Raw genomic sequence first — 19,323 nt, 5'->3', positions numbered from 1 at the left:
GATTAGCCTATTTGGAAATCCTGAATGTCGATTGGCCCTAAAGCGCTGCAATGAACAGAAATATGAACTACCCCCGCATTTCTGTCCTCCTTGATACGCTCATTCACGCTTCCCCCGCCTCTTACGCAGATAACGCTGTTACCAGTGTGGAACTAAGAACACCTTATTTCCAATAAAGCGCTGCCTCTATATGTTTACTCTTTTCTCTCCAAAAAACGATATCTAAAATAGACCGTTGCCTTTTCTCAACTGTTTTGAATATTAACTTAATGCAATATAGTTATAGAAAAATATTTTGTCACTTTTAACTGATTATACAATACATTAACCGCGCTTGTTAAAATAATGACACTATCATTTTTTTTTGCAGCGAACCGAAGACCGGCCTTCGGTTCATTATGCTTCTGTTCCGGTTGGCTTTGTTGCAGGAACATAGCCTTGCCTGTATCCATGATTTGAATAGGCAATTTATAATTTCTCACAATAAGCAAGCATCTTGGTCAGCTTAACCTTACCGGGATCACAAACTCACGAGGAAAGGGACACACTGGCACAGTGGCCCCTACAGTCACAAAGGTCACAAAACAAAGCCATAAAAACTTGATTTATGGCATCAGCTTTAACGTTTCGTTAACGGCTTCTGTGGGTGCTTCCCTAAAAGCCTTTACTTGGTCCGGTGTACCCAGCATCCCGACATCCCTAACAGGAATGTCGGAAATCGTTACACGCTGGCGCGCTTCGATCAGACGGTTATACATGGGAGCAATGTAGCGCTCTCCTTTTTCCATACCGTCCGGCCGAGCAAAATGCTGGTGATAAAGATCACAATACATCTGCGCATTGCGGAACCAGTAAAGGCCCAGCGTAGCAAAATCTGAAATACGCACCTTTTCACGAACTTCTACCACTTTCTGGTCGTCATCCAGCCTGACAAAAGACCACCCATCCCCTGGCGCCCGGAAGCAGGGAATCCAGCCGTCACAGAGGGCCGGATCGGGGGGAGCCATCAAGCCAGGCCTCACAAACGTATCGATATTATATACGGCAAACGACGCGTCAGACGGAGCTTTCTGCGCTAACAGCAATGCTGTTGTCGCCTGACCATCCGTCACATGATCCAGTTCAATCACGTCATCAATAATAATGCCCAATGCCTTGCATCGCGCAGCAATATACGGTTTTGCCTGCATGTCCTTGCTCGTTGCAAAACAAAAACGCCACCCAGCATCACGGAAGGCTGTCAGGCTCAGCATGGACCAGTCGAAGAGGGGATGACCTAGAACCTCAATTTCATATTTTGGCTGATGGTAGCCCGCTTTTTTAAAGCGTGATCCCATACCCGCCATCGTAATCGCCATTACTCCGCTCATATTCATCCCTTTGCTATACGATCACGAGCTATCAAGGCTTCCACACCTGCCAGATCATTTTCAATAAACTCTCTGGGCCTGACAGACCTATCGTCAATATAAAAACCCTCTTTACCGGGCCATGGTTTTCCAAAATAAATCTCGTCAAAAGGAATATTGTGACGCTCCAGCCATTCCAGAACCACTGGCCCAACGATTTTATTGATCTGCCCGAGATTACCATCATTTGAACGCATGCCGCGAGAAGAGCTCAGAACAATACGCCAGCCTTCAGCGTGCATTTTCTGTAGCCGCGCCACTATCTGCGGCTCTGGCGCAACATCAATGTAATTTTCTTCCTGTGCCTTGATATCACACAGCGTTCCGTCAATATCGACAACCAGCACCTTGTCTTTACCAATCATGCCCTACTCTCCAAATCATCAAGTATCGTCGCTGCTGTTAGCGCAAAACCCATTAGCTTGTTGGGTCTATCTGAATGAAGTGGCAACATAGACAGGAAAAGTGATAGCTCGACAGCACGTACAGCCCCAACATCTAACCCGGCTTTTTCAAGCCGGTGACGGAAGGCATCCTGAGCCCATGTGGGCGGGCCTCCTTCATCCAGATGACATTCCATTACCAGCTGATCGTTCAAACTGCAGTTGAACAAGGCATTATTGATGAAATCATATCCCCCCAGCACGGAATGGCTGAACTTGGCGACATCATACAAGGGATGCATCAAACCTGCTTCAAAACTGGTCGCTCCCTTGGGGTCGATCAACCGCATCAAACCAAGACGTTTGTCAAACAGGATATTCGAGAAGCATGGGTCTCCATGACCAAAAACCAGATGTGTGCCAGAAAACTGCTCAAGAGCTTTTTCTATAAACGGTCGCGCCGCAGCCTGCATGGCACGCAGGTTACCTCGAGGCCCGGCTGATATTAGAATGGCATCCAGCTTCTGCCCTTCTTTCGTATCCAAGAAGCGTTCAATGCGGGCATCGAACTTTTCAAGAATATGACGCCGCCCTTCAGCAAGTGTATGCGCTGCGTTATCACTTCCTTTTCGACGCGACGCCAGAAACGCAAAAAAATTGTCCAGTAGAAGGTCAAAATCCGCGGGTTTCAGAGCACCATGAATAAATTGGAGCGCCACATCCGGAACTGGCAAATGCTCCATGGAGTATCCGCCTTTACCGCCCTTTGCCCAAAAATAAAAAGTCGGCATAAGAAACCGCTTCATCTCTTCCGGCGCAACGTGGAAATAACGATACTCCGCCTCCATCTTGGCGACATCGGATGAACTTTTATGAAATACGCCGTCTTCTGCTAACGTATCATTAAAGTGGCGCGCTTCAGTTGATCCTACCAGGAACTTGAATAGGCTTCGTGGTTTTCGGATATCAACCAGGCTGACCCGATCAACCATCTCGGGTGCAGCCTCGGACAGTCTGAGCAAAATATTGCGTCGGTCTTCTGCATCTTCAGCACGCAGAAACGCAATGGCATCCTTTTCTTTCAGGATAACAGCCGCTGCGTCCCCGCTGATCGGCGCAAGAAAAGTGCTTTCCAGCGCAAAAGCCGATTTCTTCATAACGAGTGTTAGCTGCTCCATATAGAGCGGAGCAATACAAGACGGCAGAAGAAGATAGAGAAAACCGGGGCCACGCGTTTCTATATGATGTGCCAGCGCACTTGCAGCCTCATCCGTTTCGATGATCTGAAACGCACAATGTGCGCTTTCTGCCGCAGCCTGTATTTCAGTTCCAAAACGCTTACGTCGCCGCACAATTCTGGAGAATGGCACTTTTCCGATGATAGCGACAACCTCAGGGGGAGGTGGAATGCGATCATCTAAGATAACAGTAACATGGTGTGGCACGCGAATTCCTACCGACTTCACTATTTAAGACGCTGACTACGCGAACTGGGTGTTATGATGCGCGTAAGATACCCGTAAACCGAAGGCGGCCAGACAATAAATATCGCCAGAATACTGCTTGCCGCGGACGTGGCTAAAGCTGGATCAATGAAGGAGGAAAAGGCGGCATGCCATTCCTGTACAGTCCGGTTGATCAGTAAAACACCCGCATTATGGAACTCTGGAAAGATCGCCAAGGGGGTAAACAAAGCTGCGGCCACCAGTTCCAGCCCCCAGATAAGAACCGTAATCATCATGAGCAAAGGCCCCTGTTGGCGGAGCAATCCTTCACCAGACGTTGTGCCTTTGCGCAAAACATCAATCAGGCGCAGACTTACCAGCACATTGCGCCCTGAATGATGAATCATGACATAACGTTGCAGACTGCTCAATGCACGGGGGCCGATCAGGAAACATACGCCGGCGCTTATGGTTACCGCCAGGATCATCCACTGCACGGTACGTGTGCTTTCATCCATAACACTATCGATATGGTCGTTAATGACCAGCCACGCCAGCAGGAGGGACAGGATGATCGCATCAAAGAGGCGATCCAGCAGAACGGTTACTATAGTTTCAGACAGTTTCCTGCTGATTGTCCAGAGGGTGTAGAAGCGGACAATTTCCCCCAATTTGAAAGGGGGAATGATCGCAAATGGTGCCGTTGCAAAATGGAGCAGAAAAATGGTCCGCGCTGGCATTTTCAGTAGTGGGCCAGAAATTATGCACAGCCGCATTGCCCTGAAACAATGAGCCAAAAAATAGACAAGCATTGTGACAATAATTGTGAAGGACAACGACGGCCGTAGAAGTTTGGGGCCGATATACCAACCCGCCGCCAACACACATAGGGTTGCCAATGCGGTCAGCAGGAACCGTCCCCGAAAAAGCCCTATACGAACGCCATTCTGAAAAAGAGAAACTTTTCTTATCCAGTTGTCAGAAACAAAGATCATCAAAAGTATTCTTCAGGTAGGGCTGGTGACAGAAGCACCTGCCCCATCACGTTGCCATGATCCTATCACGGTAGAGGGATAGGCATCACGTGCAATGGCCCGATGATCATCCTTTTCAAATACAGAGAGCGATTTAATCCGATGCATCAGCAAAGCCAGAATCTGGAACCCCATGCGCGACAGCTTTGCATTTGAGACCTGATCCTGTTCCCGCCAAGTCAGCGGGAAAAACCGCAACCGGAAGGACCGTGCGGCAACCACTAGAATCAGATAGTAGTTGAACGTCAGGTCATCAGCAAAACGTTTCTGAAAATCGTCATCAAATGCGGAAAGACGGAACAGGTTTAAACCGGAACCAAGGTCATATAGACGACGGCGGGAAATTGCTGAAAAAATCAGATTGAAGGCTCGGTTGGCATTCGTGCGCAGTAGAGAATATCCCTGCAAGCGAGACCCCTTCATGAAACGGGCCCCCATGAGAAAGTCTTCGCGCAGATAGGTACCGTTTTCCAGATAGGGCAGCAGATCCTCTATATTCCCTTGATCATCACCATGCAGCACGATCAGAAAATCATACCCATGCTGACGTCCAAACTCTATGGCAACCTTGTGCGATCCGCCCAGTCCGTAATTATCATCATTACGGAGCAAAGTGCGGTGTGGAATCTGATGCAGGGCTTCAAGTCCGGCTGCAGCGGCTGCAGCGGTCTGGTCCGTAGAGCGATTATCAATGCAGACAAGACCGTCAATCAGTTTTGCGACACGCGGGTTGGTTAATTGCTTTATAACGCGCGGAATTTGTAATGCACAATTATACATTGGAACAAATACAAGTATGCGCGGAGAATTTGACACCATCCGGCTTGACCTCCTTTTCACTTACTTATCATTCAAATTCAGTCATGGCTCTTGGGGATAAAGCGCAATCTCTACCTGACGCCATATCTCAGCGGTCACGAGAAGGAAAGGTATAATGCGCCACAAGGCGCGATACAAAGAAATTACAGATGAGCTGAGGAGGAGTTATAATAATTTTGGCCAGCAGGAGAAGTCTTCCACCGGTTAGATTTAGCCCGCCAAGCTGCACAAGATAGCCCATTAGAACAGGCAACACTGTAGATGCAACGATAATAAGCAGAAGTGTATAGGCAATATAGAAACCAGACCGTTTTAACAGACCGTCACCAGACGCCCCATGAATATGGCGACAGGAAACCAGAAAAACGATTGATGCTGCCAGGCAGGAACTGATCATGTTAGCCAGCATCGGGGGGAGATGGGCTGCATGGTTCAGCACAAGCAGAGTGACGGCATCCAGCGCCCAGCATCCCCCAGAAAGCGCGGCAAACCGAACAAACCGCTGCATATGCAGAAAACCTGAAGCCAGCCATCCTCGCGGCGCGTAATTTTTGAAATATCTTTGTGTAACAAGAATTTCACAAACTGCGAGTGGTACCGAAAAAGAAGCCCATACTGGAATAAATGCGAGATAAGCCCAATTAACGGTAGGGGCCACCAAGACAATAGGAATAACCATGGCGACGAACAACAGACTGAACAAAGGCGTAAGCCAGCTCCACCCAGTCGCCAGAGCCACAATGGAAACCACTGCTATAACGACAAGCCCCTTAATATTGACCGCCTGACTGGCCCGCACGTACAATGAAATAATGTCCCGGTTCAGTCCTCGCGTTGCAGGATGATCATTGATAAGACCAAAAACATCTGGGATCGTTGTATTGATATCGACCGGAACACCCGTCGCCCTGGCAATATCCCGCCGCCTGTAGCGGCTATCCATTTGCCAGATATCACCGAAGAATAGCTGAAGGCCGGTCTCCCACCGATAGTGAAGGAAAGGCCGCCCGTCGTTTTTAATATCCCAAACGACCCGCTGTTGCAGATTTCGCATTGTGGGAACCGCATTGAGACCGGCCTTTCCTGACATCATTCCCCACCAGAATGATTCCGGCCCAACCTCACAGACCTTCTGAACTGGAGCAAAATATCCGATTATTCCAGCAAGCTCCTGATCCACCTGCCCCTGACAAATGTAAGGGTAGCTCATGGAAATATCTGAAACTGTCAAATACTTCCATTGGGCCAGGTCTTTATTATAATCGTACAATATTGGCATGGCATGATCTATAAACATCTTCATAAATATGATGAAACAGACAGAACCCGCCACAACAAGCAGCCTACTACGGCCAGCCGCCACTTTACTGAACACAAAAAAGAGTATGGAAACAGCAAAGACCGCCAAATATTCTGCTCTTAATAGCCATGACAATCCGCAAAGAACCAAAACCGCCACCGCCAATGACCGAGAAAAGGGGCGGTTTTCGGAAAGCGATTTAAAATAACCATAAAACCAAAGGCTTATGGCTAAAAACACTACGGTAATGACAACAAAATATCTCTGCTGAGAGAACATTGAGATGATGATTGCTGGATTGCAAACGAACAGCCCTACAGTCGCAGCGGAGAGAAGCCGTTTTTGCCAGATCGGACGACCAGCCATGGCCAGAGATCCGCATCTCAACAAAAGCAAAACACTCAGGAGACCAGCAAGCGCCGGGACAAGCTGTATCCACTCAAACCCTATAATTCGGACGCAGGAATTATATATAAAGTATAAACCTGAATACCATTCTGTATAGATTTGAGCATTTGCATTATGAATAATTGTGTCATGACAAAATATCGACGGAAAAACACATATATAAAATAGCAGCCACAAGATACAGACAAACAAAGATGAAAATTTATTCTGCTCATAAAGCTCTCTGAAAAACCTCAGGGAGCCAGGAGAGAGTAAAATATAAATGGAAAATACAATTAACGCCGAAGAAACAAAAGAATATATGAGAAATTTGTACGAAAATTCTTCAAAATCACGAAGGTTTATAGAAAAATCACCACCAGAATTCTGCAACTCCTTTACGGACTTCACTCTCCCATTCAAAGAAACAACAAACAATCTTTGAGATGGACTGCTTTTATTCACCAGATGACGCAAATGAGACAGAGAAGTATCTACCTCTGTGAGAACTGCGTAAGAAGAGGAAAAGACAGGACCCTTTTCATTCTGGCCGGATAAAATAATCACCCCTTCCCGTCCTGGAACACAAAACTTCGGTGTGGCGTGACAGAAAGGAGACGTGGAAGGCACACGATAAATGGAGAGACCGTTCGACTGCACAATGGGGGCGCTATCAGGATGGACCGATACCGCTGAAACGGCTCCGTCACTGAATTTCAGACGCGCTGTATCTGTTGGCGGATAAAATGTTGGAACATAAATATCGCCGACAGATTCGGATCGAAAGATCAGAACATTCGGCACAGTCCAGCATCTGAATGCTGCAAACACGCAAAACAAAGCCAAGAATAAAAAAAGGAAATATCTTATTTTTATCATTATGAAATCCCACGGCATAAAATATACCTAACAAACACATATCATAAAAAATTATCAGTTATGTCGACATCGAAATAGTGACAACACAGGATCTATCATGTTTGTGCATGCTGCGCTTTTGTCCTGTTCCCTCTGCCGAATACCCCTCCTTAAAACATATATTCCGCCTAACGGAAGGCATTCCACTCACACTTCCTGCCCTCCTTCCAATTTCCACCCCTTCCTTCAAGAACCCCCGTAATGTCACGTTTCCGCGCTGCAAAGAGTTCAGAGAGCTGACACTAAACGGGTCAGGGCATTATCCTGACCCGCTCCCATCTTCGGCATCCGTGACCCACGGCACTCTACCTCGTGTAAGTGCAATTGATACTCAGAAAAATAATCCACACCTGCCATATGACGCACAAAAAACCCTGCCTTTTTATAAAAAGGCAGGGTTTTTCCTGTTTTCCTCGCGCCAGAACCTACTGGAGGCTGGCCGGGATCATATCGTGGTGGAGAATGATTCCCCATGCCGTTTCCATATCATCCACCACGGCCAGAGGGGAGCCGTCGGCGGCATGAATGGCGCATCCTTCCTCGCCATCTTCTGTTAGAGCGGGGCGGATATAAGCAACATTTTCCAGCCCTAGAGACCGGAACTGATTTTCAGAAAGCTGGTGGACATCAACCGGGGTTTCCGACTGATCTGGCACAAGCTCAACACCTCCATTCTGGGTCGTGACTCTCATAGTGCCCTCCTCAATCCTTGCCAAAACCAATACTGCAACCACCTTCCATCCCCTTTTCCTCTCACAAAAAGGGCGAGCAAGGTCTTCAGTTGCCCTCTCTTTCATCCACCGTATGCAGCACACGGGCCGAACGCGGTTTCAGGGCGGCTGCGCCATTAACAGGATGCGCCTTCTGGCCAGCCTGCATGATCTCGATCCGCTTTACACGCACTTCCGGTTGCGGACGGAACAGATCAATATGCAAAAGTCCGTTATCAAGCCATGCGCCGCCTATCTCTATGCCTTCAGCCAGCACGAAAGCCTTTTGAAACTGGCGGGATGCAATCCCCCGATGCAGAAAAATACGCTCTTCCGCGTCTTCCACCTGCCGACCACGGATAACAAGCTGGTTGTCTTCCTGCGTGATTTGCAGATCATCCATCCGGAAGCCGGCAACCGCCAGCGTGATCCGCAGCTTGTTGGGGGCCATCTGCTCAATATTGTAGGGCGGATAACCGTCACTTGCCCCTTTGCTGGCGCGCTCAAGCATCTGTTCAAGATGATCAAACCCCAGAAACATGGGCGAGCCAAATACTCTGCCTGACATAGAGCCTCCTCCTTTCTGAGCGAGACAGGACCGGACCCTGATGGCATCCGGTTTCTTCACGATATGGGAGACCGCAGCCGCAACGCAAGACAGGGTGCCGCATCCTGCATGGTCATACGGCCTGCTTTGGCACAGTTTGTGAACATTCCGCGCCACAGTGCGGCATATTTCACACGTTTTCTGCCTTCATTCCGCTGGTTGCCTCTGGCATCCTGAAGCCTGGGGCGCTAAATCGGGCGTATGACAAACGCAGCTCTGACAGACGCAGCCATTGCCGCTGCAGCGGCCGAGGCCGCGCCCATGCCGATCCTCGTTGCCCCGCATGCCGTGCTGCGGCGCAAGACCCGTGAGGTCAAACCCGAAGATGTGGCAGAAATCCGCCGTATTCTCCCCAGCATGTTCTCGGCCATGTATGAAGCACCAGGTATTGGCCTTGCCGCCCCGCAGGTTGGCCTCAGCCTGCGCTTTGCATTGGTGGATCTGGGCGAGAAAGACGCGCGTGAGCCTATTATCATGATCAACCCGGAAGTTGTGGCGGAATCAGAAACGTTGGCTGCCCGGGAAGAAGGCTGTCTTTCCCTGCCCAACCAGTATGCGGAAGTCACCCGGCCAGAGCAGGTGCGTGTCAAATGGCGCAGCCTTGAAGGTGATCTAATTGAGCGGGAAGTGGACGGCCTGCTGGCCACCTGCATGCAGCATGAAATCGACCATCTTGAAGGCGTATTGTTTGTGGACCACCTTTCCACGCTGCGCCGTAACATGATCCTGCGGCGTCTGGCCAAGGAACAGAAGCAGAAACGCTCCTAAGGCCGGAGGCCACGTGTATGCGCATCATTTTCATGGGTACGCCAGATTTTGCCGTGCCTGCCCTGCACGCTCTCCATGCGGCAGGGCATGAGATTGCTGCCGTTTACACGCAGCCGCCCCGCCCCGCTGGCCGAGGCAAGGCGCTCCGGGCGTCTCCCGTTCATCAGGCGGCAGAAACGCTCGGCCTGCCAGTAAGGCATCCAGTCTCCCTGCGGAAAAATACTGATGAATGGGCCGCATTTGCAGCCTTTCAGGCAGATGTGGCCGTGGTCGCTGCCTATGGCCTCATTCTGCCACAAAGCATGCTGGACATACCACGGCTCGGCTGCCTGAACATTCATGCAAGCCTTTTACCCCGCTGGCGGGGAGCCTCTCCTATCCAGAGCGCCATTCTGGCTGGCGATACGGAAAGTGGTGTGACCATCATGCAGATGGAAGCTGGTCTGGACACCGGCCCCATGCTGTTGCGCGGCTCTGTTCCCATTAACGGGCAGACAACCGCCTCATCACTGCATGATGCTCTCAGCGCTCTGGGCGGCACCCTGATTGTTCAGGCCCTGGCGGATCAACCTCCGGCTACGCCACAGCCGGAAGATGGCGTCACCTACGCCCAGAAACTCACCCGTGAGGATGGACGTATCAACTGGCAGGAAAGCGCCATCGCCATAGACCGGCGTATTCGGGCTCTTACGCCATGGCCCGGCACCTTTACTCTGCTGGCGGATGGAATGGTGCTTAAAATCGGCGCTGCCGTTCCTCTTCCTCAGCACAAACACTCTGCAAAAGCTGGCACTGTGCTGGATGACAAACTGACTGTGGCGTGTGGCGAAGGTGCTGTGCAGTTGACGCGCCTGCAAAAGCCGGGGCGTGGAATGATGGAGGCAGAAGCTTTTCTGCGTGGGCACCCGCTCCCGCCGGGCACGGTTCTGCTCAGCCCGCAGGATGATTCTGCTTCGGCCCCGCAGCCAGAATGATTTCCCTTTCTTCTGTGACCGTCCCATAATGTCTGATCTGCCAATGGAGCCGCCCCCGCTTCTGCAAGACCTTCCCCCTTGTCAGCGATGGGCCGTCAAACTGGAATATGATGGAACAGGTCTTGTCGGCTGGCAGCGTCAGGCTTCCGGCTTGTCCGTGCAGGCACTTCTTGAGGAAGCCGCCACACGCATGGCGGGCGGGCGCCGGGTCTCCAGCATTACTGCTGGCCGAACGGATTCCGGTGTGCATGCCACAGGGCAAGTGGCGCATCTGGATTTTCCGGCAGACATGGCGCTGCTGCCTTACCGGGTAAGAGACGGACTAAGCTACCACCTCAAGCCGCACGCCGTTGCCGTGCTGGAGGCCGCTCCCGTGGGGCTGGACTGGAGCGCCCGTTTTTCCGCCACATGGCGTTCCTATCGTTACCGTATTCTCAATCGCCCCTCCCGGCCCGCTTTGGCAGCCAATCACGTATGGCATCTGCGCTCGCCGCTGGATATTGACCTCATGCAGGAGGGAGCCAATCACCTGATCGGCTCGCATGATTTCACCTCCTTCCGGGCCGTGGCCTGTCAGGCGAGAAGCCCATTCCGCACGCTGGATATCCTGACCGTGGAACGGCACGGCGATGAAGTCTGGATTATTGCCAAAGCGCGCTCATTTCTGCACCATCAGGTGCGCAACATGGTGGGCACGCTTAGCCTGGTAGGCCAGAAACGCTGGAAGCCAGAACGCATTGCGCAGGCGCTTGAGGCAAAATCCCGCTGTGCTGCAGGCCCCACGGCCCCGCCTGAAGGCCTGTATCTTACAGGCGTGGGGTATGAGCCTGATCCTTTCGCCTAAGGGCGTCGTGACGGGACGTTTCCCAACAGCTCAGAAATCCTGTGCTACACTGGCTGCATGATTCGTATTTTTATAGATGCCGATGCCTGTCCGGTTCGGGACGAGACCTACCGCGTGGCCGCGCGCTATGGGCTGCACACGTATGTGGTGTCCAACAAGATGATCGCCATTCCGGCATCACCTCTCATTGACCGTATTGTTGTTTCAGAAGGTATGGATGTTGCGGATAACTGGATTGCCGACAATGTGTTGGCCCATGATATCGTAATTTCTGCGGATATTCCGCTTGCTGCGCGGTGCGTTGCAAGCGGAGCCTGTGTGCTGGACCCGCGCGGCCGTATTCTTGATGAAAATGCCATAGGTATGGCGCTCGCCATGCGGAACCTGATGGATGATTTGCGCAATACAGGCGTCATCACACAGGGAGGGCGAAGCTTTACCCGCTCAGACCGCTCCACTTTCCTCTCCGCCTTGGATACGGCGGTCGTCAAAGCTAAAAAGCGGAAAGCTCTGGGGCCACCCTAAGGGAGAAGCCTTTAGCCAGCCTTCACATTGATCATCGGCTGAAGCAGATCCTTCAGCACGATGTAATGAGGCGGCAACAGCGCTGCCAGTGCATAAAGCACCAATGTGGAAGCCAGTATGGAAACATACAGCAGCAACGCGCGGCCACGGCTAAGCCCCAGCCCAACACGCGCCACATACCATTGCAGCCACATCTCATACACAGCCACGCTCAGCACCAGAGCACCCATGAACCCAGGCTGCGTGAGAATGGCCGGGAACAGCAACCCTGCCAGAATGGTTGCCCCCAGAGAAATGAGCAGCACCACCCAGTTGCACCACGTGGCCGCGGTTATATAGCGCAACCACAGAACATCCCGCCCCCAGCGATGCGCATAGAACTGTGACACCACAGCAGGCAGCAGAACAACGCAGAGGGAAAGCAGGATTTTGGTCAGGCCCAGCAGTTTGTCCGACACCAGAAAAACCTGCAACAGCCCCACAATCAGCATAGCCAACTGCGGAGCAATGGCCGCCCCAAATGCGTCCGGCGTGCCCTCAAAGCAGGTTATGCCTTCGCGCCGTCCACTGGCCAGAAGCAGCATGCCTTGCAGGATTTTCCGCCCACTTCCCATTTTTCCCGAATTAGAAATCACGCCATGACCCCTTCCAGAAAGGTCTCATATATTTGGGTAAGTGTTTCCAGATCTGCCACCGAGGTGTGCTCATCCACCTTATGAATGCTGGCCCCCACCAACCCGAACTCGGATACCGGGCAGTATTGCCCAATAAAGCGGGCATCAGATGTGCCGCCCCCCGTATCCAGCTTGGGTGTGCGCTTCGTTACATGCTCAATAGCTTTCACCAGAGCATCTGTTGCCGCGCCGGGTGCAGTGAGAAACGACTCTCCACTGATCTTCACCTCAACACGAGCGTTGGGAGCATGCTGGCGACAAAGTGTCCGTAGCCAGCCGGTCAGGCCTGCGCCGGTATGTAGATCATTGAACCGGATATTCAGCCGTGCTTCCGCCCGTGCCGGGATCACGTTGGTAGAAGGATTGCCTACATCCACACTGGTGACCTGCAAGCTGGAAGGCTCAAACCAGTCAGACCCATTATCCAGAGGGTGAGCCTGCAAGGCAGCCAGAATGGCCAGCAAACGATGCACCGGGTTATCCGCCCGGTGAGGATAGGCCACGTGCCCCTGCACACCTTCCACAACAATATGAGCGTTCAGACTGCCACGGCGGCCAATTTTGACCATATCGCCCATGGCTGTGGGGTTGGTTGGTTCACCCACAATGCAATAATCCGGGATCTGGCCTTCCTGCGCCATCCATTCCAGCACCTTTTTGGTACCGTAGGTGGCAGGACCTTCCTCGTCTCCCGTAATCAGAAAACTGATGGAGCCTGAATGGGGGCCTTTACGCACAAACCGGGCAACCGCGGCCACAAACGCGGCAATGCCGCCTTTCATGTCACAGGCACCCCGGCCATACAGGGCGCCACCATCAATCTCGGCAGCATAAGGCGGATGGGTCCACGCGGCTTCATTGCCGGGCGGCACAACATCAGTATGCCCAGCGAAACAGATATGCGGACCCGTTTTACCCCGCCGGGCAAAAAGATTAGGCGTGCGCTCTGCCCCTTCCCCATAAGGAAGATGCCAGACATCAAATCCCAGTTCCGCCAGCATGACGGCCAGCATCTGCTGCGCCGGGCCGGGGTCTGGACAAACTGAGGGATGGCGGATCAACGCCTGCGCAACAGCAACCGGATCGGTGGGCACAGGCAAAGCCTGCACACCAGCCATATCGGCGCTTGCTGCCCCAACGGGCGGGATATGCTCGGGGCTTGATCCGCTCATGCTGCCTCTATCCTGCGGTTCAGTCGCGCAGGAGATCGTTGATAGACGTTTTTGAACGGGTGCGTTCATCAACGCGCTTTACAATCACGGCGCAGGCCAACTGCGGGTTGGGCTTGCCATCCGCGCCAATGGGGTTGGAAGACGGCAGCGTGCCCGGCACCACAACGGAATAGGCCGGAACGCGGCCCATGAAGATTTCACCTGTGGCGCGGTCCACAATTTTGGTGGAAGCCCCGAGGAATACACCCATGGACAGAACGGACCCACGTTCAACAATCACGCCTTCCGCCACTTCTGAACGGGCACCAATGAAGCAGTTATCTTCAATAATGACCGGAGCAGCCTGAAGCGGTTCAAGCACACCGCCAATACCGGCACCACCACTGATATGACAGTTTTTGCCAATCTGCGCACAGCTTCCCACCGTAGCCCAGGTATCGACCATGGTGCCGCTGCCAACGTTGGCACCCACGTTCACAAAGCTGGGCATCAGCACCGCACCGGGGGCAATGTGGGCGGAATAACGCACCACGGCACCCGGCACCACGCGGAAACCGGCTTTTTCAAAACGGGCCTGGTCCCACCCCTGAAACTTGACGGGCACTTTGTCATAAGCCGGAGCACCTGCCGCAGCACCCGGAATGACGACACTGTCATTCAGCCGGAAGGACAGCAAAACCGCCTTTTTCAGCCATTCATGCACCACCCAGCCATCTTCACTGGGAGCAGCAACACGCAGACGACCGGAATCCAGAGCTTCCAGAGCGTCTTCAATGGCTTTGCGGTCTTCACCGACGGTAGCGGAAGACACACGATCACGTGCTTCCCACAGAGTTTCAATATGAGCGCGGAGAGTAGCTTCAGTCATAAGACACCGTCAGACATGATGGAACCAATCGGGGCAGGCCGACCCGATACGAAAAATACGGATGGACCATGCGGACAGGGCCGATGCCTGTCAACGCATCATGACACACGGACAGCCATCTGGCAGTGCCTCAGGCACTACCGCCAGCCGCCGTGCATGGGGCTTAGTCCGCCCGGATGAGTGTGCCGGAGCCGGAAGCGGTGAACAGTTCCAGCAGGCACGCGTGCGGAATACGGCCATTGATGATCACCGCAGCCCGCGCACCGGCCTGCACGGCCTGAATGCAGGTTTCAACCTTGGGAATCATGCCGCCGGTAATCACACCGTCTGCAATGGCCTGACGCGCCTGCTCGGCTGTCAGTTCAGGAATCAACTTGCCGTTTGCATCCAGCACGCCGGGAACGTCTGTCAGCATCAGCAGACGGGTAGCGTGCACGGCCCCGGCAATAGCACCAGCCGCCGTATCGGCATTGATATTGTAGGTTGCGCCGTCTTCGCCCAACCCAACAGGAGCGATAACCGGTATCAGGCCCGAGCCAGAAAGCGCATAGATGACACGAGGGTCCACCTTCACGGGCTCGCCCACAAAGCCCAGATCAAGCACCCGTTCAATCTGGCTGTCATTATCCCGCACGGTGCGTTGCAGCTTGCGGGCCGTAATCAGCTTGCCATCCTTGCCGGAGATACCAACCGCCAGCGCGCCAGCCTGACTGATCAGTTCCGCCACTTCCTTGTTGACGGAACCGGCCAGCACCATTTCGATTACATCCACCATGTTGGCGTCTGTCACCCGCAGGCCATCCACAAAGGTGGATTTGATATCCAGCCGCTTGAGCATGCTGTTGATCTGGGGGCCGCCGCCATGCACCACCACGGGGTTGATGCCAACCAGCTTCAACAAGGCGATATCCCGCCCGAAGGTCTGCGCCAGTTCCGGGTCACCCATGGCATGACCGCCGTATTTCACCACAATGGTGTCACCGGCATAGCGGCGCAGATAGGGCAACGCACCGGCCAGAATGGCCGCTTCCTGATGCGGCTCCATAATGGGAGGCTTGGCGATGGTCATGGTGTAATTTCCTGCTCTCAAACCTGCCGAAACTAGGAGGACTGCGACGGCAGCGCGAATTCCGCCAGTTCCGCTCTCAACTGTTCAATACCCTGCCCTGTCTCACTGCTGGAGAGGGAGAGAAACGGGCAAGCCGCGGCATGACGGCGTGCCACAGCCAGTATGGCTTCTTCCTTGCGGGCCAGAGGGGCTGGCTTCACGGCATCGCACTTGGTCAGAACGATCTGAAAGCTGACCGCAGCGCGATCCAGCAGTTTCATGACCTCTTCATCATGCGGCTTGAGTTCAATCCGCGCATCCAGCAGCAACATCACCCGCTTCAGGCCGGGACGGCCCCGCAGGTAATCAAACATCATTTCCTGCCAGTCTTCCTTCACGGATTTCGCAGCCTTGGCGTATCCATACCCCGGCATATCCACCAGCATCAGCCGATCCGCCAGATTGAAGAAGTTCAACTGTTTGGTGCGACCCGGTTCGGAAGAAGCGCGAGCCAGTGTCTTGCGCCCCGTCAACGCATTCACAAGGCTGGACTTGCCCACATTGGAACGCCCGGCAAACGCAATTTCCGGCAGAGTCTGCGGGGGAAGCTGCCCCAGCTTCTGTGCCCCGAAAATAAAGTCGCAGGAGCCTGCAAAAAGGAGCCGTCCTTCTTCAAGGGCGGCGTCAATCTGCGCCTGACTATCCAGTTCGCGGAAGGAGCGGGTTGTATCCGCCATCAGCTTTTGCTCGGCACGGATTTTTTATCCGCAGCTTTGAACCGCCCCAGAATAAGCACCTGCTGCAATGCCGTCAGCAGGTTGCTCCAGCAATAATAGATCACCAAACCCACGGGCTGATGCGCCATGAAGAAGGTGAACAGCAACGGAATGAACGCCATCACCTTCTGCTGGGCCGGGTCCATGTTGGTGGAACTGGCGCTGATCTTCTGCATCAGGAACATGGTGGCGCCATACAGGATCGGCCATGCGCCCAGCGCCAGCAACGGCGACACATGCGCCGGGTTGAACGGGATCAGACCAAACAGGTTGAAAACATTCGTGGGGTCTGGCGCGGAAAGGTCCTTGATCCAGCCAAAGAACGGCGCATGACGCATTTCAATGGTGACATACAGATCCTTATACAGACACCAGAACACGGGAGCCTGAATGAACAGGGGCAGAAAGCCACCAAACAGGTTCACGTTCTCTTCCCGATACAGCCCCATAATATGCTGCTGCATGGCCATGGGGTCGTCTTTGTAACGCGCGCGGATCTGGTCCACCTTCGGCTTCAGGCGGCTGGTTTTCCATGTCATGCGCATCTGCTTGATGGTCAGCGGCAGGAAGGCCAGCTTCACGATAACCGTAAAGGTCAGCAGAGCCAGACCAAAATTGCCCATCATGGAATACAGCCAGTCCAGCACGAAGAAGACCGGACGTGTCAGGAAGGAAAGCCAGCCGAAATCCACAGCCTTCCAGAACATGGGAATATGCAGGTCATGCTCATACTGGTCGAGCAGACGCACTTCCTTGGCACCGGCAAAAACATGGGCTTCGGTGCTGGCTGTCTGACCAGCGGCAACCTGAATGGGGGCCGTGCTGGTAAAGCCGACCTGATACATGTTTCTCTGCGGCAGGTACGTATAAGCGCCCACCACCTGCGCGGACTGATCAGGCACAACAGCCATCAGCCAGTATTTGTCCGTAATACCAGCCCAGCCGCCAGTACCCTGATGGCTCCAGGACACGTTATCAGGCGGAACCCCATCCTTGCGCAGGGATTTGTAAGAGCCTTCGTTCAGACGGCCATCAATGACGGAAATAGGACCTTCATGCACCAGCATGCCGCCGTTTGTTTCAGGCGTGTAGCCCCGGTTCACACGGTAGAAGGGATACAGGGCCACAGCCTGACCACTGGTGTTGTGCACACGCTGGGTCACCGTGAACATGAAGTTCTTGTCAACCGCCATGGCGATCTCAAACGTCAGTCCCTGACCGTTATCCCATGTAAGATTTACGGGATGGGTCGCATCCAGATGCGTGTTGTCTGCTTTCCATACCGTGTTGGCATCTGGCAGATGAACGGTTGCGTCAGACGCGGCACGCCAGCCAAAATCCACATAGTCAGGTTTGGCCTGTGTTGCGTGGCTGAGCACCCTTACATCCGGGCTGTTGGCATCCGTTGTTTCACGGTACGCCTTGAGCACCAGATCATCCAGCTTGGCACCGCGCAGGCTCAGGCTGCCCTGCACGGCCGGAGCATCGATCACCACACGCGTATCAGGACCATCCGGCTGAGCCGCGGGTTCCGCTACGCTCGGCGCTGCGGGCGCATTTGCTGACGCAGCATCCCCAGAAGTGGGGGCAGAAACAGTTTGTTGAGTGGATGTGGGAACAGGGGCCTTTGGCGCCTGCGGGAAGAAATAATCAAACCCGATAAGAACCACAGCTGACAGCAGCGTTGCCAGTATTAGACGTCTTGTATCCATTGGCTGGCCCGCTGGCCCCCCTGCACGAAACGGAACATAAAATCAGACCGCAAAACCCGGAGTCTTCACGGCACTCTGGTTCCAGCGCAGGATGAGCAGGAATGCAAGCCGAGAAAGTTACACCCCCAAGCTGCCTCGTCACGAAGCAGCACTTATTTTCTAAGGGAGTGAGCCTTTCGGTCGGCCTCGGCAAGGCATATCGCAAGGGCCTTGCGGAAATCCGCCACCAGGTCCGTAAAAAGACGTTTCCCCGTAGCAGCACGACCTATCAGAACAAGATCAAGCCCGTTAAGCGGCGTATCAGCTTCAACCAATCGCACCACTTCCCGCAACCGGCGGCGAGCCCTGTTGCGCACTACGGCGTTCCCGACCTTTTTGGTAACAGTAAACCCAACACGTGCGGCATCCGAATCCTGACGCCGGAAGAGCTGAAGGACAAGGCCCGGCACAGGCGCTTTACGCCCCCGCGCAGCCAGAAAGAGAAACTCTTTCCGATTCTTCAGACGCTGGGACCGGACAAACACCGTTCCCGCTTCTGCCTGACCTTCACTCCGGTCCATTCTGCCGGACTGCCGGTAAAGACTTAAGCAGAAAGACGCTTACGGCCTTTGGAACGACGGTTGGCAATAATGCGGCGACCGCCAACAGTTGCCATACGGGCGCGGAAACCATGGCGGCGCTTGCGGACCAGCCGGGACGGTTGATAAGTGCGCTTCATTGCTGCACTCCCTTCATTAAAATGTCATACAGGCAGCACAGAACCACCTGCCCAGATCAGGGGCGGCTTATACTGTTCAGATGTGTGTCCGTCAATCACAACCACAGAGTCTTCCGGCCGGTTTTACGCCACAAACGCAAAGGTTGATCCGTAGTGAACCAGATTCGTCCTTCAACCAGCCCTCTGATTGCCCTGTTCTGCCTGCCGATCCTGGGGGCTCTTGTTTCAGGCG

At 53.5% G+C, this 19,323-nt stretch carries 20 protein-coding genes; 4 read left to right on the top strand and 16 right to left on the bottom strand.

Annotated features, from left to right (window positions below; genetic code table 11):
* Nucleotides 1-605 precede the first annotated feature (605 nt).
* From AD948_RS02250 to AD948_RS02215, 8 genes are all read right to left on the bottom strand, one after another.
* On the bottom strand, nt 606-1,370 hold the full coding sequence (locus AD948_RS02250; protein ID WP_248845889.1) for a glycosyltransferase family 2 protein: 765 nt from the start codon (nt 1,368-1,370) through the stop codon (nt 606-608).
* Nucleotides 1,371-1,372: 2 nt separating this feature from the next.
* Entirely contained in the window at nt 1,373-1,774 is a 402-nt protein-coding gene (locus AD948_RS02245; RefSeq protein WP_006559482.1) for an HAD family hydrolase, read from the bottom strand.
* The gene (locus tag AD948_RS02240) at nt 1,771-2,949 is read right to left on the bottom strand and encodes an aminoglycoside phosphotransferase family protein (protein ID WP_156478895.1); all 1,179 of its coding nucleotides are present in this window, start codon (nt 2,947-2,949) and stop codon (nt 1,771-1,773) included. The genes AD948_RS02245 and AD948_RS02240 overlap by 4 nt, the downstream gene beginning before the upstream one ends.
* A 308-nt stretch (nt 2,950-3,257) precedes the next feature.
* Complete coding sequence (locus AD948_RS02235; RefSeq protein WP_140385937.1) at nt 3,258-3,977, bottom strand: hypothetical protein; 720 nt, start codon at nt 3,975-3,977, stop codon at nt 3,258-3,260.
* A 267-nt stretch (nt 3,978-4,244) separates the two neighbouring features.
* Nucleotides 4,245-5,090 carry a glycosyltransferase family 2 protein gene (locus AD948_RS02230; protein ID WP_248845888.1) on the bottom strand — a complete coding sequence of 282 codons (846 nt, stop codon included), beginning with the start codon at nt 5,088-5,090 and terminating at the stop codon, nt 4,245-4,247.
* A gap of 88 nt (nt 5,091-5,178) precedes the next feature.
* A complete protein-coding gene (locus AD948_RS02225) occupies nt 5,179-7,674 on the bottom strand; it encodes a GtrA domain-containing protein (RefSeq protein ID WP_156478894.1) in 2,496 nt (831 codons plus the stop codon).
* 446 nt (nt 7,675-8,120) lie between these two features.
* A complete protein-coding gene (locus tag AD948_RS02220) occupies nt 8,121-8,387 on the bottom strand; it encodes a DUF1150 family protein (RefSeq protein WP_061470463.1) in 267 nt (88 codons plus the stop codon).
* Nucleotides 8,388-8,472: 85 nt separating this feature from the next.
* Nucleotides 8,473-8,973, bottom strand: coding sequence for an Hsp20 family protein (locus tag AD948_RS02215; protein WP_035378112.1), 501 nt, complete (start codon nt 8,971-8,973; stop codon nt 8,473-8,475).
* Nucleotides 8,974-9,213: 240 nt separating this feature from the next.
* Between AD948_RS02215 and def the strand changes: the two genes are divergently transcribed.
* From def to AD948_RS02195, 4 genes are read left to right on the top strand one after another with little or no spacing between them, the layout of a single operon-like run.
* Complete coding sequence (gene def, locus AD948_RS02210) at nt 9,214-9,780, top strand: peptide deformylase (RefSeq protein ID WP_006560109.1); 567 nt, start codon at nt 9,214-9,216, stop codon at nt 9,778-9,780.
* Between the two features lie 17 nt (nt 9,781-9,797).
* A complete protein-coding gene (gene fmt, locus AD948_RS02205) occupies nt 9,798-10,754 on the top strand; it encodes a methionyl-tRNA formyltransferase (RefSeq protein ID WP_061470462.1) in 957 nt (318 codons plus the stop codon).
* 28 nt (nt 10,755-10,782) lie between these two features.
* Nucleotides 10,783-11,598, top strand: coding sequence for a tRNA pseudouridine(38-40) synthase TruA (truA, locus tag AD948_RS02200; protein ID WP_082782256.1), 816 nt, complete (start codon nt 10,783-10,785; stop codon nt 11,596-11,598).
* A gap of 57 nt (nt 11,599-11,655) precedes the next feature.
* Nucleotides 11,656-12,123: a YaiI/YqxD family protein gene (locus AD948_RS02195; protein ID WP_061470461.1), complete on the top strand. Its 468-nt coding sequence runs from the start codon at nt 11,656-11,658 to the stop codon at nt 12,121-12,123.
* A gap of 11 nt (nt 12,124-12,134) precedes the next feature.
* Here AD948_RS02195 and AD948_RS02190 read toward each other — a convergent pair whose 3' ends face one another.
* The 8 genes from AD948_RS02190 to rpmH all read right to left on the bottom strand — a co-directional run bounded on the left by AD948_RS02190 (nt 12,135) and on the right by rpmH (nt 19,091).
* Nucleotides 12,135-12,758, bottom strand: a complete 624-nt coding sequence (locus AD948_RS02190; RefSeq protein WP_050942417.1) for a hypothetical protein — start codon at nt 12,756-12,758, stop codon at nt 12,135-12,137.
* Nucleotides 12,755-13,915: a succinyl-diaminopimelate desuccinylase gene (dapE, locus tag AD948_RS02185; protein ID WP_061470469.1), complete on the bottom strand. Its 1,161-nt coding sequence runs from the start codon at nt 13,913-13,915 to the stop codon at nt 12,755-12,757. The genes AD948_RS02190 and dapE overlap by 4 nt, the downstream gene beginning before the upstream one ends.
* A gap of 73 nt (nt 13,916-13,988) precedes the next feature.
* Nucleotides 13,989-14,837, bottom strand: coding sequence for a 2,3,4,5-tetrahydropyridine-2,6-dicarboxylate N-succinyltransferase (gene dapD, locus AD948_RS02180; RefSeq protein WP_035378104.1), 849 nt, complete (start codon nt 14,835-14,837; stop codon nt 13,989-13,991).
* Between the two features lie 163 nt (nt 14,838-15,000).
* Nucleotides 15,001-15,906: an acetylglutamate kinase gene (gene argB, locus AD948_RS02175; RefSeq protein WP_006559464.1), complete on the bottom strand. Its 906-nt coding sequence runs from the start codon at nt 15,904-15,906 to the stop codon at nt 15,001-15,003.
* A gap of 32 nt (nt 15,907-15,938) precedes the next feature.
* Nucleotides 15,939-16,622 (bottom strand): ribosome biogenesis GTP-binding protein YihA/YsxC, encoded by a 684-nt coding sequence (gene yihA, locus AD948_RS02170; protein WP_058988442.1) that lies wholly within the window; start codon nt 16,620-16,622, stop codon nt 15,939-15,941.
* On the bottom strand, nt 16,622-18,373 hold the full coding sequence (gene yidC / locus AD948_RS02165; protein ID WP_061470460.1) for a membrane protein insertase YidC: 1,752 nt from the start codon (nt 18,371-18,373) through the stop codon (nt 16,622-16,624). Before yidC ends, yihA begins: the two co-directional genes overlap by 1 nt.
* A gap of 152 nt (nt 18,374-18,525) precedes the next feature.
* Nucleotides 18,526-18,933 (bottom strand): ribonuclease P protein component, encoded by a 408-nt coding sequence (rnpA, locus tag AD948_RS02160; RefSeq protein ID WP_058988440.1) that lies wholly within the window; start codon nt 18,931-18,933, stop codon nt 18,526-18,528.
* A gap of 23 nt (nt 18,934-18,956) precedes the next feature.
* Nucleotides 18,957-19,091 carry a 50S ribosomal protein L34 gene (rpmH, locus tag AD948_RS02155; RefSeq protein WP_006559468.1) on the bottom strand — a complete coding sequence of 45 codons (135 nt, stop codon included), beginning with the start codon at nt 19,089-19,091 and terminating at the stop codon, nt 18,957-18,959.
* Between the last annotated feature and the right edge of the window lie 232 nt (nt 19,092-19,323).

Source organism: Acetobacter senegalensis, assembly GCF_001580995.1.
GTDB lineage: Bacteria > Pseudomonadota > Alphaproteobacteria > Acetobacterales > Acetobacteraceae > Acetobacter > Acetobacter senegalensis.
This window is presented reverse-complemented; position numbering and strand designations above follow the sequence as displayed.

Bases quoted from the DNA above. Each gene is read 5' to 3' on its own strand.
- AD948_RS02250 (WP_248845889.1), bottom strand. From the start codon at position 1,370: ATGAGCGGAGTAATGGCGATTACGATGGCGGGTATGGGATCACGCTTT.
- AD948_RS02245 (WP_006559482.1), bottom strand. From the start codon at position 1,774: ATGATTGGTAAAGACAAGGTGCTGGTTGTCGATATTGACGGAACGCTG.
- AD948_RS02240 (WP_156478895.1), bottom strand. From the start codon at position 2,949: ATGAAGAAATCGGCTTTTGCGCTGGAAAGCACTTTTCTTGCGCCGATC.
- AD948_RS02235 (WP_140385937.1), bottom strand. From the start codon at position 3,977: ATGCCAGCGCGGACCATTTTTCTGCTCCATTTTGCAACGGCACCATTT.
- AD948_RS02230 (WP_248845888.1), bottom strand. From the start codon at position 5,090: ATGGTGTCAAATTCTCCGCGCATACTTGTATTTGTTCCAATGTATAAT.
- AD948_RS02225 (WP_156478894.1), bottom strand. From the start codon at position 7,674: ATGCCGTGGGATTTCATAATGATAAAAATAAGATATTTCCTTTTTTTA.
- AD948_RS02220 (WP_061470463.1), bottom strand. From the start codon at position 8,387: ATGAGAGTCACGACCCAGAATGGAGGTGTTGAGCTTGTGCCAGATCAG.
- AD948_RS02215 (WP_035378112.1), bottom strand. From the start codon at position 8,973: ATGTCAGGCAGAGTATTTGGCTCGCCCATGTTTCTGGGGTTTGATCAT.
- def (WP_006560109.1), top strand. From the start codon at position 9,214: ATGACAAACGCAGCTCTGACAGACGCAGCCATTGCCGCTGCAGCGGCC.
- fmt (WP_061470462.1), top strand. From the start codon at position 9,798: ATGCGCATCATTTTCATGGGTACGCCAGATTTTGCCGTGCCTGCCCTG.
- truA (WP_082782256.1), top strand. From the start codon at position 10,783: ATGTCTGATCTGCCAATGGAGCCGCCCCCGCTTCTGCAAGACCTTCCC.
- AD948_RS02195 (WP_061470461.1), top strand. From the start codon at position 11,656: ATGATTCGTATTTTTATAGATGCCGATGCCTGTCCGGTTCGGGACGAG.
- dapE (WP_061470469.1), bottom strand. From the start codon at position 13,915: ATGGCTGGTGTGCAGGCTTTGCCTGTGCCCACCGATCCGGTTGCTGTT.
- dapD (WP_035378104.1), bottom strand. From the start codon at position 14,837: ATGACTGAAGCTACTCTCCGCGCTCATATTGAAACTCTGTGGGAAGCA.
- argB (WP_006559464.1), bottom strand. From the start codon at position 15,906: ATGACCATCGCCAAGCCTCCCATTATGGAGCCGCATCAGGAAGCGGCC.
- yihA (WP_058988442.1), bottom strand. From the start codon at position 16,622: ATGGCGGATACAACCCGCTCCTTCCGCGAACTGGATAGTCAGGCGCAG.
- yidC (WP_061470460.1), bottom strand. From the start codon at position 18,373: ATGGATACAAGACGTCTAATACTGGCAACGCTGCTGTCAGCTGTGGTT.
- rnpA (WP_058988440.1), bottom strand. From the start codon at position 18,933: ATGGACCGGAGTGAAGGTCAGGCAGAAGCGGGAACGGTGTTTGTCCGG.
- rpmH (WP_006559468.1), bottom strand. From the start codon at position 19,091: ATGAAGCGCACTTATCAACCGTCCCGGCTGGTCCGCAAGCGCCGCCAT.